Source organism: Neptuniibacter sp., assembly GCF_024231755.1.
Classification (GTDB): Bacteria; Pseudomonadota; Gammaproteobacteria; order Pseudomonadales; family Balneatricaceae; genus Neptuniibacter.
This window is the reverse complement of the sequence record NZ_JAAEQH010000199.1, coordinates 33,482-47,672: the sequence shown is the minus strand read 5'-3', so window position 1 is coordinate 47,672 and position 14,191 is coordinate 33,482. Positions and strand designations below refer to the sequence as shown.

15 protein-coding genes are annotated in these 14,191 nt (G+C 43.8%); 7 read left to right on the top strand and 8 right to left on the bottom strand.

Annotated elements, in window-relative coordinates; all coding sequences use genetic code 11:
• Window positions 1-10: 10 nt before the first annotated feature.
• Together GY843_RS10475 and GY843_RS10470 are read right to left on the bottom strand one after the other, a co-directional pair.
• Entirely contained in the window at window positions 11-439 is a 429-nt protein-coding gene (locus GY843_RS10475; RefSeq protein WP_297309291.1) for a GTP-binding protein, read from the bottom strand.
• Window positions 440-676: 237 nt separating this feature from the next.
• On the bottom strand, window positions 677-1,606 hold the full coding sequence (locus GY843_RS10470; RefSeq protein ID WP_297309289.1) for a LysR family transcriptional regulator: 930 nt from the start codon (window positions 1,604-1,606) through the stop codon (window positions 677-679).
• A gap of 94 nt (window positions 1,607-1,700) precedes the next feature.
• Between GY843_RS10470 and GY843_RS10465 the strand changes: the two genes are divergently transcribed.
• Window positions 1,701-2,201, top strand: a complete 501-nt coding sequence (locus GY843_RS10465) for a lactoylglutathione lyase family protein (protein ID WP_297309287.1) — start codon at window positions 1,701-1,703, stop codon at window positions 2,199-2,201.
• Between the two features lie 22 nt (window positions 2,202-2,223).
• On the opposite strand, the gene GY843_RS10460 is transcribed toward GY843_RS10465, so the two are convergent.
• On the bottom strand, window positions 2,224-3,000 hold the full coding sequence (locus GY843_RS10460; RefSeq protein ID WP_297309285.1) for an ABC transporter substrate-binding protein: 777 nt from the start codon (window positions 2,998-3,000) through the stop codon (window positions 2,224-2,226).
• A 177-nt stretch (window positions 3,001-3,177) separates the two neighbouring features.
• On the opposite strand from GY843_RS10460, the gene GY843_RS10455 reads away from it, so the two are divergent.
• Together GY843_RS10455 and GY843_RS10450 are read left to right on the top strand one after the other, a co-directional pair.
• A complete protein-coding gene (locus GY843_RS10455) occupies window positions 3,178-3,900 on the top strand; it encodes an ABC transporter permease (RefSeq protein WP_297309283.1) in 723 nt (240 codons plus the stop codon).
• Window positions 3,901-3,931: 31 nt separating this feature from the next.
• Window positions 3,932-4,591, top strand: coding sequence for a glutathione S-transferase (locus GY843_RS10450; RefSeq protein WP_297309281.1), 660 nt, complete (start codon window positions 3,932-3,934; stop codon window positions 4,589-4,591).
• A 5-nt stretch (window positions 4,592-4,596) separates the two neighbouring features.
• Here the strand turns inward: GY843_RS10450 and GY843_RS10445 are convergent, their stop codons facing one another.
• Complete coding sequence (locus GY843_RS10445; protein ID WP_297309280.1) at window positions 4,597-6,168, bottom strand: hypothetical protein; 1,572 nt, start codon at window positions 6,166-6,168, stop codon at window positions 4,597-4,599.
• Window positions 6,169-6,383: 215 nt separating this feature from the next.
• On the opposite strand from GY843_RS10445, the gene GY843_RS10440 reads away from it, so the two are divergent.
• Window positions 6,384-7,154, top strand: a complete 771-nt coding sequence (locus tag GY843_RS10440) for a DUF4197 domain-containing protein (protein ID WP_297309278.1) — start codon at window positions 6,384-6,386, stop codon at window positions 7,152-7,154.
• Between the two features lie 81 nt (window positions 7,155-7,235).
• Here GY843_RS10440 and GY843_RS10435 read toward each other — a convergent pair whose 3' ends face one another.
• The gene (locus tag GY843_RS10435; RefSeq protein WP_297309276.1) at window positions 7,236-7,499 is read right to left on the bottom strand and encodes a DUF3622 domain-containing protein; all 264 of its coding nucleotides are present in this window, start codon (window positions 7,497-7,499) and stop codon (window positions 7,236-7,238) included.
• Between the two features lie 226 nt (window positions 7,500-7,725).
• On the opposite strand from GY843_RS10435, the gene GY843_RS10430 reads away from it, so the two are divergent.
• From GY843_RS10430 to GY843_RS10420, 3 genes are all read left to right on the top strand, one after another.
• Window positions 7,726-9,708: a methyl-accepting chemotaxis protein gene (locus GY843_RS10430; RefSeq protein ID WP_297309274.1), complete on the top strand. Its 1,983-nt coding sequence runs from the start codon at window positions 7,726-7,728 to the stop codon at window positions 9,706-9,708.
• Between the two features lie 403 nt (window positions 9,709-10,111).
• Window positions 10,112-10,531 (top strand): DUF2185 domain-containing protein, encoded by a 420-nt coding sequence (locus tag GY843_RS10425; protein ID WP_297309272.1) that lies wholly within the window; start codon window positions 10,112-10,114, stop codon window positions 10,529-10,531.
• 177 nt (window positions 10,532-10,708) lie between these two features.
• Window positions 10,709-11,128 (top strand): Hsp20 family protein, encoded by a 420-nt coding sequence (locus GY843_RS10420; RefSeq protein ID WP_297309270.1) that lies wholly within the window; start codon window positions 10,709-10,711, stop codon window positions 11,126-11,128.
• Between the two features lie 60 nt (window positions 11,129-11,188).
• Here GY843_RS10420 and GY843_RS10415 read toward each other — a convergent pair whose 3' ends face one another.
• From GY843_RS10415 to cybH, 3 genes are all read right to left on the bottom strand, one after another.
• Entirely contained in the window at window positions 11,189-12,973 is a 1,785-nt protein-coding gene (locus GY843_RS10415) for a diguanylate cyclase (RefSeq protein ID WP_297309268.1), read from the bottom strand.
• 69 nt (window positions 12,974-13,042) lie between these two features.
• Complete coding sequence (locus GY843_RS10410) at window positions 13,043-13,333, bottom strand: HigA family addiction module antitoxin (protein ID WP_297309266.1); 291 nt, start codon at window positions 13,331-13,333, stop codon at window positions 13,043-13,045.
• 88 nt (window positions 13,334-13,421) lie between these two features.
• On the bottom strand, window positions 13,422-14,165 hold the full coding sequence (cybH, locus tag GY843_RS10405; protein ID WP_297309264.1) for a Ni/Fe-hydrogenase, b-type cytochrome subunit: 744 nt from the start codon (window positions 14,163-14,165) through the stop codon (window positions 13,422-13,424).
• Between the last annotated feature and the right edge of the window lie 26 nt (window positions 14,166-14,191).

Genomic DNA, 14,191 nt, shown 5'->3' with positions numbered 1-14,191 from the left:
GACACCCGCTTCATGCTGCTTGATGGCTTTGATGATTTGCTCTTCCGTGTAACGTTTCTTCATGTCGAGATCCCCATTTAGATCGTAGATTATCTGGAAATCTCATCGTCGTCATGGTGTTAAATTCGGGGGAAAGGTCATCTGCTACACCCGTAGTTTCGATGAGTAGATGGTCTATGCTGTGTTTCTTTTGTAATAGATTGACTAACGATTTGATCAGATCTTCTTTAATTTCGCAGCAGATACAACCATTTGTCATTTCGACAATGTCATCATCTTTACTTGCAATTAGCTCTTGATCGATATTGATACTGCCAAATTCATTCTCAACAATCGCAAACTTTATCCCTTCGTTATTGGATAACACGTGGTTTAAAAAAGTCGTTTTTCCTGAGCCAAGAAAACCTGAAATAATCGTAACTGGAATTTTGTTATTCATATCTTTCCTAAAGACAAAGAACTTTGCTGTCAAAGTCATCTAACAAGCTAACACGACTTATCAAAACCGACAAAAAAGCGTCTAAAAATAGGCTCCCAGTGGGCAGGCCTTTGCTATTGCCATCATATTAAGATGAGCATATTTGCCTTGCGTTTTATATGGCTTTCCAAATTTTTGGACAGTCTACTAATAGCAACAACGTTTTCAAGCCAACATTTATCCATTTTTCTGAAGAATTTAGGATCTATAACCCGTTTCGCCCGTTTCGCCCGTTTCGCCCGTTTCGCCCGTTTCGCCATCAAAGTGCTGTTGTAAAATATCTCTGAGCAATTCATATCGCTTAGGAAGTGGACGATATTTTTTCTGCACTCGATATACTGGCTCTTTTACGACTTCAGCTAAGTCTGCAATTTCGATGGCTTCGTAATAGACAGATCCCACAATCGAGGATTCTGGTAGTACAGTAAACCCCATGCCTTCAGCTACCGGCAGTAATATTTGGCTTAACTGGTTGATGTAACCCGACTGTTTTATCTCCCCCATCCCTCTAAATTTATTGGCAAAATTACTCTCCAATACCTGCACAGCGTAATGGTTGCCATCTGGGTGATTGATAAAACCTAACTCCATTAATCCGTTCCAATCAGCATTACACCCTTTAGGTATAACAAGGCACAATTGATCGTGCCCAAGGAGATTCTGTTCTAATTCAACATCATTGATCAGTTGGGTAACCAAGCCCAGATCGACTCTGTTGTCTTTTATTTGCTTAATAATTTCATGATTGGGAGCTGCTTCCATACTGACGCATAGATCTGGATAGCGCTTCTGCAGTTTAAGTAGATCAGGGTAAAGCTTTGTTACCATCGAACCCGAACAGGCCATTTTGATTTGACCCTTTTCCGCTTGAACGTCAGTTAATCTATCTAAAAGAGCGGACTCTTCCTGAAACTGTTTTTGTGCGAACTTATATAGCTGTTCACCCGCTTCAGTCAGCTCGAACTTTTTACCAAAGCGACTGATAATCTGGCAGTTCAGATGAGTCTCAAGCTTCTTAATATGCTGGCTAACCCCTGGTTGGGTCATATGTAATAACTCAGCCGTTTTCGTGAAGTGTTGCGTATCGACAAGGGTAATAAAGGTTCGGAGATGCTGCGGATTAATCATAACAATAAATTATTATTTTGATTTCAAATGATAATTTTTAATAAGCATAGCCTCTTTATAAACTGCTTCCAATAAATCTTGTTGGAGCATAACGATGAATCAACCTTACCCACGTACTTTCTCTCATATTGGTATCTCTGTACCTGACCTTGAAGCCGCAGTGAAATTCTATACAGAGGTCCTGGGTTGGTATCTGATTATGGAACCGACCGAGATAACTGAAGATGACTCTGCTATAGGCGAGATGTGTACCGACGTGTTCGGCCCTAATTGGGGCTCTTTTAAAATCGCACATCTATCAACAGGCGATCGAATTGGTATAGAGCTGTTCCAGTTCAAAAATCAGGAGAATCCTGAAAACAACTTTGAATACTGGAAAACAGGCATCTTCCACTTCTGCGTTCAGGACCCAGATGTCGAAGGTCTTGCAGAAAAGATCGTTGCTGCCGGTGGTAAAAAGCGTATGGCTAAACCACGCTATTACTACCCAGGTGAAAAGCCTTACCGCATGATTTACATGGAAGATCCGTTTGGCAATATTCTAGAGATCTACAGTCACAGTTACGAACTGCATTATGCAGCGGGGGCTTATTAAAGCTCTGGTAGAAGCTTTAGTCTTAGGGAGCTAGCGGCTTAAGCTCGGGGAGCTCCAAAATACCATGACGTTTATATAACGCCTTTGCGGGGGAACTATTGATAACTTCCCCTGCGACTTTACTTAGGCTATTTGCTAGCTCCTGACTACCGAAAGCGTTATGGGAAATAACAATATGCACATCGGTGTGTTGATAGGAATACGGTAAAACTGAGAATTGATCCACATTGAGCGATTTAGCATCCACGATAACCGCCATTCCGTTGCGGTATTCAGCTAGCACTATATCCACTCTGCCTTTTGCCAACATTTTGAACATGTTCTCGAAAGAGTTTACGACCGAGAGTTTGGGGTGCTTCTGAATGAACTCATCTTTCTGATATCCAGAACCATCCAAAATGCCTAATGCGTAGTTGTTTAGATCAACTAGCTTTTCTACTTGTGGGGTAAAATCTCTTCGATGGAAAACTACAGTTTGCTCTATTAGAAGCGGCGGCTCTATATAGTGCATCCTCGACTTACGTTCTTCTGTTTTGAACATGCAAAGCGAGCCATCTAACTCACCTGTATCGACACCCTGTACTACCCTCTTCCAAGGCATGATCACTACATCAAGGCGCTGATTAGAAGCTGAGATGATAAGTTCACTTAACTCTGCTAAGAAACCCTTACCTGGAAGTTTTTCAGATATATAGGGGGGCCATTGAACACAACCTAATCTTAATGTTCGCTCAAGGGATTCGGCTTGGACAAAGACCGTAAACATCAATCCCAAAACTAATATAAGAGATTTACGCATAACTTATGGCCACCTATTCAATCTAGTGTCATTTCATTGGAAACGACGAAAGAGCTTCTTTAAAGATATCAGAGGACATTAAATCGGCCAGTTCGCAGCACGTTCAACTCCTGCACGAGGGATTAGATCTCTGCTATGCTTCGCCCTAACTAAGCTCTACGTTTTCAAGGATCTATCGTGACAATAATCAGCTGGTTTGACCTGCTTTGGTGCCTGATTCCTATTGTGCTGGTGTGTGGTATCTATATCTCCTGGCAGGGGAAACCCAGTGAAATACTCATAGCCTCTGCACGTATGGGTGTTCAGTTGATCGCAGTGGGTTATGTGCTTGTCAGCATATTTGAGAATCCAAATCCCTGGATTAGCTTACTGATTGTTTCACTTATGATGGTTGTGGCCGCATGGATCGCTATCCGACCGGTCAAGGAGCACTCAGGGATTCTATTACCAGCGATTATCGCGTTAGGTAGTTCTGTTGCTCTGCACCTGTTTATATCCATTATTTTTGTTTTGAACGCGGAAAGCTGGTTTCAGCCACAACTGCTTATTCCATTGGCGGGGATGTATTTTGCGAATACGATGAATGCAATCAGCCTTTCTGCAGAACGCTATCATGCAGAACTAAAGAACCTTAAATCCCCTGAAGAGGCGCGCTTAACTGCATTCCATGCGGCGATGATTCCACAGGTAAACAGTCTGTTGGCAGTAGGTTTAGTCGCACTACCGGGAATGATGACCGGTCAGATCCTGTCAGGCGTTTCTCCACTGGTCGCAGTGCGATATCAAATTATGATTATGACAATGGTATTGGGCACATCCGGTATGGGTGCGGCAATTATGCTATGGCTGGTATCCAGAGCTAAGAAATCTGAAAAAATAACGGATAATAGTACTCCGTAAACATCGTAAATCTGATCGTACACTATTTTAAATGACTCAAGAGCTACCTGTTTTATATTCATTCCGACGCTGCCCTTATGCCATGAGAGCACGATTGGCTATCACTGTGAGTACCACGCAAGTGGAGCTAAGAGAGGTGGTTCTAAAAAACAAACCTGAAGAGATGCTGGTCGCTTCACCGAAGGGAACCGTACCTGTTCTTGTACTTCCCGATGGAAAAGTGATCGATGAAAGTCTGGATATTATGCGTTGGGCACTAGGCAACAGTGACCCGGATAATCTACTCCGTAACGCTAGTCCTGAAAAACAGTTAACAATAGCGGAGCTGATTGAGGAAAATGATCATATATTTAAGCAGCACCTGGACCGCTATAAATACTTTGATCGTTTCCCGGAGCTGCCTCAGAGTTATTACCGGGAACAGGCAGAAGTAACACTACTGAAACTGGAACAACAGCTACAACAACATAACTATCTGGTCGGTTCAGAATGTAGTCTGGCAGATCTCGCAATATTCCCGTTTATCCGTCAATTCGCTCATGTTGATAAGCAGTGGTTTGATACTGCTCCCTATCCCGCTCTGCAAAAGTGGTTAGGATATTTTTTAGAGTCCAAGTTATTTAACTCGATTATGAAAAAGTACCCACAGTGGAATAATGGAGATCAACCTCTGCTGTTTCCTGAGCAGTAATAAAACTAAGTTTTTTGCATATCACGCTGTGTCTGATCGCGTAACATCTCAATCAGCGATCTGAGATGATCATATTGATCCTGTTCTTCAGTAACTTGAGCGACTGTTTTTTCCCGCAAACGCTGTAACGTGTCGATGTAGTGTTCATTGAGGATGAAATAAGATTTTTCAGCTTCAGTCTCACCTTCTGCCGAACTTAACGTACGAGTGGTTTCACTTTCTACTGTCAGACTGTTTTCCAGTTCATGCCGAACACGGATAGCATTAAACTCTATGGCAGCTAAGTCACTTTCCCAAATCGGTAGCATCTCTATACGATTGATGTTTGGGTTTTCTACTTCTTCAGCAGCTAACTGTTCAGCTTTATCATTGGCCTGTCCAACAATGGAGTTAACTTCATCTCGGGAATGCACCGCTATATCCAGTTCCTGAATACTTGCTACCATACCCTCTTCAGTCAGGAACACCCCACTTCGTTTAACCTGCCCGAGCAGATTATTCTCACTGTCAGTCAGATCAAAATTGGTAGAGGTTGAACCCAAATAGATAGCACCCACACCTGCATCTTTGAGACTGATCAGTTGATCATTACCCTGATCATCCCGAGTCCAGACTTTTAATTTGTTAAAGATCTCATCATTTTCATCGATCCACAGATTGCCGTCACCATCATATTTTGCGAGATGACTAAAACCGTTTTGCCCTTGCGTGCCAAACAACTCTGAGCCATCGTTTATCACGCCATCTTCGTTCATATCTAAAGCCAGAAAACCACTGCCCTGGGTAACAAATGAGATCTCTTCTTCCTGCCCGTCAGCATTCAAATCAAAACTAAAGCTACTGCTGGTAAGACCTGCTGCCCCACCATTAAAGTTAATCACCAAAGGGTCAATCAAGGTTCGGCTGGTTTTCTCAAGTTGTAAGTTTTCCTCCAAAGAGAATTCACGCTCCATCTCTAGTTCAAGCATGAAGGTGATCTCCTTACCATCCTCAGTGGTCACGACTCCCTGTGAGGCAAAACGCATCTGTTCATTTTCTTCGTAAAGGCGTTGTTCTTGAATCTCAACACGTGCTTCCTGAACATCGCGCATCAGATCCATTTCAACCGATATCTGATCTATCTGAATCTGTAATTGATCCTGTAGTTCAACGCGATCAGCTCTCTCAAGCCCCTCTACATCCTGTAAGTTGATCTGTTCAATTTCCTGATAAGCCTGTGACTCCAGAGAAACGACAGGAAGAGGAATATTGATCGTCTGAAACTGACCTAAAGGCTGAACTCGCGTTATCTCAAGCTCATGCTGAATAGCAGTCTCGACCAGAGAGCCTATATTCTGTGATTGTTTGAAAAGGATCTCTTCTTCGGCTGATTTAATCCGAGAAGTCGCAGAAACCTCCACTTGCTGTTGATGGCGAAGGTTTGCTTCGTACTGTAGCTCAGTTGAACTACCTAATTCTAATTCCGAATCTTGAACAGAAGCCGTCTGCTGAGACTCAATTCTCTGTTGTTGAATTTGTTCATTCACCAGTTTTTCGTGCTGACTATTAAACAAAATCTGCGCATTATTGATTTTCATAAGGCCTCCGTTCCTGATGGGTCTATTCACCCTTATCGAAGGGTAGTTTTGTTACCTGCAGATAAACTGTATCGGCTCGTCAGCCCAACTATTTAAAATAAAAGTAACCGGTACAGCAGGTACAGATCTCCCCTGTCCCGAAAAAATAATATTCAGGATCAGTTCAAAGTTCTCTGTTATGCTTCAAGTAATTGCGACACAGGGAATTAAGTACAATGAAAAAATCATATCTGATTGCATCAATTCTGGCCGCTTCTATCACCTCAGTTACTGCTTATGCAGGATGGGCTGATAAGTTGAAAGAAGCGGTTAAAGACGAAGAGGTTCAGAAACAGGTACTGGATGCGGTTGGTTCGAGCGGTTCCACTTCAGGTAAAATCGCTAACCTTGATACTGAAACACTGATTAATGGTTTGAAAGAAGCCCTGGAAGTAGGAAGCAAGCGAGCGATTGAAGGGATAAGCCAACCAGGTGGCTATCTGAACAACAAAGATATCCGTATCCCTCTGCCAAAAAGTATCGATAAAGTAGCCTCACTACTGCGCAAATATGGTCTGAGTAGCCAGGTAGATCAGTTTGAAGAAAGTATGAACCGTGCTGCCGAAAACGCGGCTCCTCAGGCGACTGATCTTATTGTTAATGCAGTAAAAGAGATGAGCTTTGAAGACGCCAAGAAGATCTACCAGGGTCCTGAAGATGCAGCGACACAGTACTTCAAAGAGAAAACCAGCGATAAGTTACGCGAACTGTTTCAACCAAGTGTGAAGGAATCTCTGGGTCAGGTAGGCGCTACACGCTACTACGGTGAACTGGCAAGCGAAGCGAAGGATATTCCTTTTGTTGGTGACAAAGTAAACGTCGATCTGGACAGCTACGTAACTGAAGAAGCCCTAAACGGTCTGTTTACGATGATCGCAGCAGAAGAGAAACAGATTCGAGAAAATCCAGCCGCGCGTACAACTGAACTGTTGAAGAAGGTTTTTTAAATAAGAAACTTATTTGATAAATAAAAACAAAAAAGCCGGACACTATATCAATAACGTCCGGCTTTTTAATATGTCCAGAAATCAGAATCCGCTATCACCGCTCACATCGTCAGACTCAGCTCGTAGTTCACGCTTTTCTGCTTTACGCTTGTTGCGTTCTACCTGCTGATCCAGAAACTGCTGTAGTTCCTGTTCCGCCCAAGACTGAGCATCGGCTTCGGTTTTAAAGTCATCCTGACGTTTTGAGATTACGGTTTTCCTGTTACTAACCTGACGAACGATCTCTGCTGACCAGCTACCATCATTCTCAGCAACCTGATAACTGTATTTTTTACCTTTGGACATGATTGTTCCCGAAGAGTGATTAAATGTCTTACCTATATAGAGCGCGGCATTCTACCGACTTCAGCGCATATGGGAAGCATACTCATAGATTAATATTTAATCACTAATTTGACGGAACGGATATTTACTTAACATGTTAAATGATATTTAATACCAAAGTATCAATACCATGGGATTATTCCCTGAAAAATATAAAAATAAAACAACGGTTAGGTGCAAGTATCCAATGAGCATTTCAATAGGTGCCCGCGTCGGCATCGGATTCATCACGATGGTTATCCTCCTTATCACCTGCGGTGCTGCAGGTATCATGGGAGTCAATAAAGTCTCTGAATCCCTGTTATTTGTAACTGGTGATGCCAGAAAAACAGCGGATGGTGGGGTTCAAGTTGTAATCAACATTCAAAAGGAACTTCTACTAACAGAACGTATCCTTAAGAACGAAGTATCCGTCTCTGACTCGCGTAAGCAGATGTCAGAATACCGAAAAGCGTCTAAGGCACAGTTAAAGGCGATCAAAGAAAGTAATCTGATCGGTGAAAAGCTGCTGAAGAAGGTAGATAGCTCTATCAGAAGATTCCGTGGTGCTCGTCTCTCTATTCTTTCCAGTCACGAAGATCTGCAAGGTCAGAAAGATAACCTGAAACGTTATACCCAAGAGCTGATCGAAAACATTAATAAAAGCCAGACAGGTATCCAAGACCTTATCTTTGACAGCCTTGAAGATGATCGATATATCGCTCAGATGGAAGGGATTGAAAACCAACTCGATCAAATTAAGTCTCACGTCATCCTGACCAACTTTTCCATGCAGGATCTGTTCACTACCAGCGAGTTAAACACTCTCCTTAGCCAAGTCAAAGATGACCGGGATAATCTGGCCGGTGCCGTAGAAAGAGCCAGACAAGTGATGTCTCATCCCGATCTGGAAAAACTGTTCTCAGGAATAGGTGTTGGTTACGCACGCCTTGATCAGCAGATGAGTCAATTGATCGTGGATTACATGACCTTCCGCGATGACAGAGAATCCCTAAACAACATTGTCGCTCGTTTGATGACAAACCTAACCGAAATGGAACAACAAAGTGGGGCCCAGGTTGAAAGTGAAGTGGCAACTGTTGATGAACTGGTCACAACCTCCTCAACACTGATTCTTGTCACTGCAGCCGCAGGTGTTGTCGTAGCGCTGATTGCCTTAGGGGTTATTATCTTTACTGTGGTCTACCCCATCCGTAATGTCGCACAGAGCCTACAACAGATCGGTCAGGGTGAAGGTGATCTGAACGTTGCCCTGAAGGAATCCGGAGCTTCTGAGCTGGTAACTCTAGCTCAGGGTTTTAATGGTTTTGTAGAAAAGATTCGCAACACGGTTACAGGGGTGACTGACTCTATCTCAGATCTAAGTAATGCATCTGAACGTCTTCGCTCTGTGAGTAATAGTGCTGCTCACGCAATTGAACAACAGTCCGTTGAAACTGAAAGGGCCGCTGCCGCAGTCAGCGAGATGAGTTCGTCTGCAAACAATGTGGCCCACCATGCCAAAGAAGCGGCCAACGCTGCGTCTTCAGCAGATACTTCTGCTGCCAAAGGGAATCAGGAAGTTACCCGAACAATCGAAACCATCAACCGCCAAATGAGTGAACTGGATGTTGCATCAAATGTTGTAGAGCAGTTGGCTAACGACAGCGACAGCATCGGCAGTGTTTTGAATGTCATTAACGATATCGCTGAACAGACCAACCTGCTGGCACTTAATGCAGCCATTGAAGCTGCCCGTGCTGGTGATGCAGGACGTGGGTTTGCGGTTGTGGCAGATGAGGTTCGCCAGTTAGCCAGCCGTACCCAGACAGCCACTACAGAGATTAAGGACGTAGTTTCCAAACTGCATGATGCTGCAGGCAAAGCTGTAACCGCGATGCAAAACAGTCATACCGCCGCTCAACAAAGTGCAAAACAGGCTGAGCAATCCGGTCAATCCCTGATCGAAATTACCAATGAGTCCAATACTATCAGCGAGATGAACCTACAGATCGCTAGCGCAGCAGAACAACAGGCACTAGTAGCAGAAACCATTAATCAGAACGTGATCGCTATCTCAGATCAGGCCAAGGATACTCAAACAGCCTCCTACGAGATCCAGAATGCGACTATGCAACTGACTACACTGGCAGAACGACTCCAGTTACTTGTTTCCGATTTTAAACACTGATCCATACTTCAAGCGGCTGGCTTAACTAAGGAACCTACGAATAAGTCCCTGCGGTTTCTGCAAGAGCCCTCCGTGTGCAAATTCTAGGCGCAATCTGCCGCTAATGGCCGTAGTCCTTAGCAAAGATTGCAACAACGAAGTTGCGTGCGGAAGGCCTTGCCCTACGGGGCTTTCAGTTTGATGCGTACTCTGCGTTTTCGCTTTTTGTAAGGTCCAGACATTACTGCAAAGCGCAGCCTTGATTACACATCAAACTGAAAGCCAGAAGTTAGCAAGGACTTTTTCGTAGGTTCCGTAAGCCTGCCGCTGCTCTTTCTCTTATAGCATCCATTTGCCTTATAGCCTGTAACCTTCACTCGATATAAAATAGGCACTTCTTTTTTATTGCTAGTTAAGAATCCGTATGAAATCCGTCGACGTCGATACACCCAAAACAAAAGATGATGAAACTAACCAAACCAAGAACGGTTTCCTGGCTCTGGTTTCTAAGCTGTGTTTTGACGATAAGCTTCCGATCCGCTTTATGTACAAAACCGTACCAGAGCATTTGAATGACACTGGCTGGCGTATGTTCACCGGTTATGAAACGGAAGAGTACCTGGAAGATGAACTATCCAATCTGGTACCTGTTCCGGTAGAAAAGATGTGCCGTCTGGATGAGTCTCTGACTGATCTGGTTACATACAATGCTGGTACAGTATGGGAACGCGCACCAGGCAGTGAAGGCTGGGAACGTGTGCATGACTACCGTATCCCAACCAATAGTGTTGATGTAGATATCACCAACAACGTTGACCGCTTCAACGTAGAGCACGACGCATAATTTTTTGCGCGGGTATTGAAAACTCATCAAGCAGACTTATATATCTAGTTAACCGGTGCTCAAGAGAGGCTGGTTAAGTGCTGAGATCGCGGAAGATCGCTGCACATTGAGACCCAACAGGCTCGCTCAAAAGAGGAGCCGAACATTTAGATATATTGCTTGATGAGGATATACACCATGCGTGAATTTGATCTTTCCCCACTATACCGTTCTGCTATTGGCTTCGACCGTCTGGCTAACATGCTGGATAACGCAAACCGAAACGACAACCAACCGTCCTTCCCTCCCTATAACATCGAACTTCTGGGAGAGAACGAATACCGAATTACTATGGCCGTAGCAGGCTTTGAAAATGATGAACTGAATATCCAGAGTGAGAATGGTTCACTACTGGTAACTGGTCAGAAGAAAGAACAGCCACAGGAACGCCATTATCTGTATCAAGGTATCGCAGCGCGTAACTTCGAACGTCGCTTTCAGCTGGCTGATCATGTGAAGGTAGTAAAAGCTAATATGGAAAACGGTCTGTTACATATCGACCTGGTCCGTGAAATTCCTGAAGCGATGAAACCTCGCCAAATCCAGATAGAGCACTAATGCTTTGCATCTATAGATAAGGAGGCCCAGGCCTCCTTTTTTATTTCCAGCCTATGAGCTTCAGTTTGTAATCTGTTCTTTTATTGATTTATCTTTTGCAGCTTTTAGAGGTACAGACTGGTAGCAGACCCGATTACGACCACTCTCTTTTGCCTTATAAAGGTAGTGATCTGCTTCATTCAAAAGGTTATTAAAATTGCGTATCTTGTCTGACAATTCTGCTATGCCAATACTCACTGTGTACTGGGTACTGTATTTAGGTCCACTTACTTCCTGATGAGCAATAATATTGACTAACCGCTCAGCTAAAACTACCGCCTCATAGTGATCAGTTTCAGGTAGAAGTAGAACAAACTCCTCCCCTCCCCAACGCGCTACGATATCTCCGTGGCGTAGTTCCCTAAGAAGAAGGTTAGAAAGGTTCTTCAGCACCAGATCACCATGGTTATGTCCCAGGCTATCATTGATTTTTTTGAAGTGATCAATGTCCATCACCATCAAACATAAGTTCCGCTGATTGCGACAGGCATTACTAAAAATAGGCTCCATCACTTTGTCGAAACCACGTCGGTTGTAAAGACCTGTCAGTTGATCCCGGTCAGCCAGCCTTTCCGCCCTAGTTTTTTCCTCCTGATTAAGACGGAACTGATACGCCAAAGCCAGGGCAAATAAGACCGCCTCCAACAACATGCCATATTCAACAGCATGAAACCCCATGGGGCTGTAACCCACAGCTCCAGAAACAGTGAGCGCCGAAATCACTGCACTGATAGTGGCAAAAACAGCAGCACATAGAAAATAGCGGGCTTCTTTGGCACCGTTAAAACAAGCAACAGCGCCAGCAGTTATCATCAAGAGAGCAAATGGAACAATTCCGATAAAAACGGTGTACAACATCCACAAATGTAAGCCTGTCGAAGTAAAAACAACAGTTAAGCCAGAAACCACAACACCATAGCCAATCAAGACTTTGTGTATTCCGGGTAATTTATTACGCGACTCAAGAAATAGCACAGCGAAGAGCAATCCTGATATGACATACAAGGACATCAGGACAGGTATAATTTTATTTTGCAGTACAGGGGAATTTGGCCAGAACCAACGATAACCATGCCCTGTATATGCAATGTTCAGAAGAATGAACATAGCCAGATAAAGGGAATAAAAAAGATAACGCCGGCTCTTCAGGCTAAAGGACAGCATTGCATTGTAAATCATCAAGGCAATGAGAAAACCATAGATGGTTCCGTAGATATAACCCGACTCATACTTCCGCTGTTCATAATCCCTCTGCGAATAGAGATAGATCGGCAACGCTAAGGGATCGATACTTTCGACACGAATAAGTATTGTGCTTTTGCCCTGGGGGAAAGAATGTTTAAAAGTGAAAAAACGATTTTCCAGTTCCCGTTCATGGTAAGGGTAATGATCTCCAGCTTTACCCTGTTTCAACAACTCTCGATCATGAAGAAAATAAACTTCAAGTTTATCCAACCAGGTAGTTTCAATCTGAAGGTACCGTACCTGAGCCTCACTGGCATTAGCTACTTCGAAGCTCAGCCATACAGGGTCAGAGCCCAGACCAAAATTAAGAAATAAGCTCTCTGCTTTCATCCCTCTATTTGAAATTTCGATAAGGGCTTCCTGATAAGAAAGAGGGGTATCCGTTTTCTCTTTTATATAGTTAATTTTAGTCCCACCAATCATGATAGAACCATCTTCAAACTCTTGATTAGCGTAGGACAAAGATGAGGCAAGAAAGAGCATCAGCAAACAGCTGAACTGAAAGGTTCTTCCTTTAATGTGGAGAAGGTCAGTCAGCCTAGAACCGAAATGCTCTGACACAGATTTCCTTTCCTGATTATTTACTATTGAAAGTAATAATAGCACTTACTCAATAACTTCAAAGGGCACTTACTGCCGGCTTGCTTCGTAGAGCTCCCATAACTGCTGTTTTTCCAACCAGAACATGGGGGTGGTTTCAAAGAATTCAGCCAGCAGCAACGCCGTATCGGCACTGATTGCCCGCTGCCCATTTACAATTTCATTGATACGACGGCGAGATATCCCAAGCTGTCTGGCTAACTGGGATTGAGATATGGAAAGAGGGTGCAGATAACACCTCTCAAGAAATGCACCTGGGTGCTCCGGTTTACGGCTGGCGTAGCGCCAACGTTGTGTATGAGGTTTGGTTTGTTCCTGCATATTCCCCTCACTTTCTCCTCATTAAGAAAAAGAGGGGTATCAGTTGATACCCCTAAACTAAAACACAACGAAGATAGCTTTCCTAAACTTAATCGGGACGATCATCCTTGAACATGCGCCAGCCACCGATCATAGTGGAAATAAGGCTTTGGCGGGACATGATGTCCTCACGTACAGCAACATAGATATGGATCATGATAAATGTAATCAAATACCACATGCCCAGATGATGCCAGGTATGTACATCCTGACTCTGCCCCATCAGAGGAATCACCCAGCCAAACATCTCATCTGCCCAGCTACCTTGCCCTAAACCTTCACCGTACAAAGCAAAACCTGTCACTATCATAAACAGCATGCCTAATACGAAGAAAAAGAACATCGCCAACTGCCCCAGCGGATTATGTCCGATATATTTCCTTGGGGTTTTCTCCATAAACAGATACCAGCGAACCTCATGCCCGACTTCTTTCCACCATGAACCGGAAAACAGTTTAGGAAAAAACAATTCCCGCGCATGATGATTACCAACTAGCGCCCAATAAATACGTCCGACAAAAGCAATCGCAACTATGTAGCCCGCAGTAAAATGAGCAAATCGTATATAACCCATCAGGTAATTATCGATTGCCTCTCCCGGCTGTGTTGGCAAAGGCGAGCCAATAAAATAGCCCGTCAAACAAAGTGTGATGACTGAAAAAACTGTTACCCAGTGCCACAGACGAATAGGCGCCTCATAGACGTAAACCGCAGTCTGTTTTCGAGTCAACAACTCTTCTGATTCAGTTCCGCCTTCAGCTACGACGCCTCTATCTTGAACCGACTTAGTCATATATATAGCCTCCTGAGGATGGCGGC

What these genes read in the sequence shown, in the direction of transcription:
- GY843_RS10475 (WP_297309291.1), bottom strand. Translation starts at nt 439, where the DNA reads ATGAATAACAAAATTCCAGTTACGATTATTTCAGGTTTTCTTGGCTCA.
- GY843_RS10470 (WP_297309289.1), bottom strand. Translation starts at nt 1,606, where the DNA reads ATGATTAATCCGCAGCATCTCCGAACCTTTATTACCCTTGTCGATACG.
- GY843_RS10465 (WP_297309287.1), top strand. Translation starts at nt 1,701, where the DNA reads ATGAATCAACCTTACCCACGTACTTTCTCTCATATTGGTATCTCTGTA.
- GY843_RS10460 (WP_297309285.1), bottom strand. Translation starts at nt 3,000, where the DNA reads ATGCGTAAATCTCTTATATTAGTTTTGGGATTGATGTTTACGGTCTTT.
- GY843_RS10450 (WP_297309281.1), top strand. Translation starts at nt 3,932, where the DNA reads ATGACTCAAGAGCTACCTGTTTTATATTCATTCCGACGCTGCCCTTAT.
- GY843_RS10445 (WP_297309280.1), bottom strand. Translation starts at nt 6,168, where the DNA reads ATGAAAATCAATAATGCGCAGATTTTGTTTAATAGTCAGCACGAAAAA.
- GY843_RS10440 (WP_297309278.1), top strand. Translation starts at nt 6,384, where the DNA reads ATGAAAAAATCATATCTGATTGCATCAATTCTGGCCGCTTCTATCACC.
- GY843_RS10435 (WP_297309276.1), bottom strand. Translation starts at nt 7,499, where the DNA reads ATGTCCAAAGGTAAAAAATACAGTTATCAGGTTGCTGAGAATGATGGT.
- GY843_RS10430 (WP_297309274.1), top strand. Translation starts at nt 7,726, where the DNA reads ATGAGCATTTCAATAGGTGCCCGCGTCGGCATCGGATTCATCACGATG.
- GY843_RS10425 (WP_297309272.1), top strand. Translation starts at nt 10,112, where the DNA reads ATGAAATCCGTCGACGTCGATACACCCAAAACAAAAGATGATGAAACT.
- GY843_RS10420 (WP_297309270.1), top strand. Translation starts at nt 10,709, where the DNA reads ATGCGTGAATTTGATCTTTCCCCACTATACCGTTCTGCTATTGGCTTC.
- GY843_RS10410 (WP_297309266.1), bottom strand. Translation starts at nt 13,333, where the DNA reads ATGCAGGAACAAACCAAACCTCATACACAACGTTGGCGCTACGCCAGC.
- cybH (WP_297309264.1), bottom strand. Translation starts at nt 14,165, where the DNA reads ATGACTAAGTCGGTTCAAGATAGAGGCGTCGTAGCTGAAGGCGGAACT.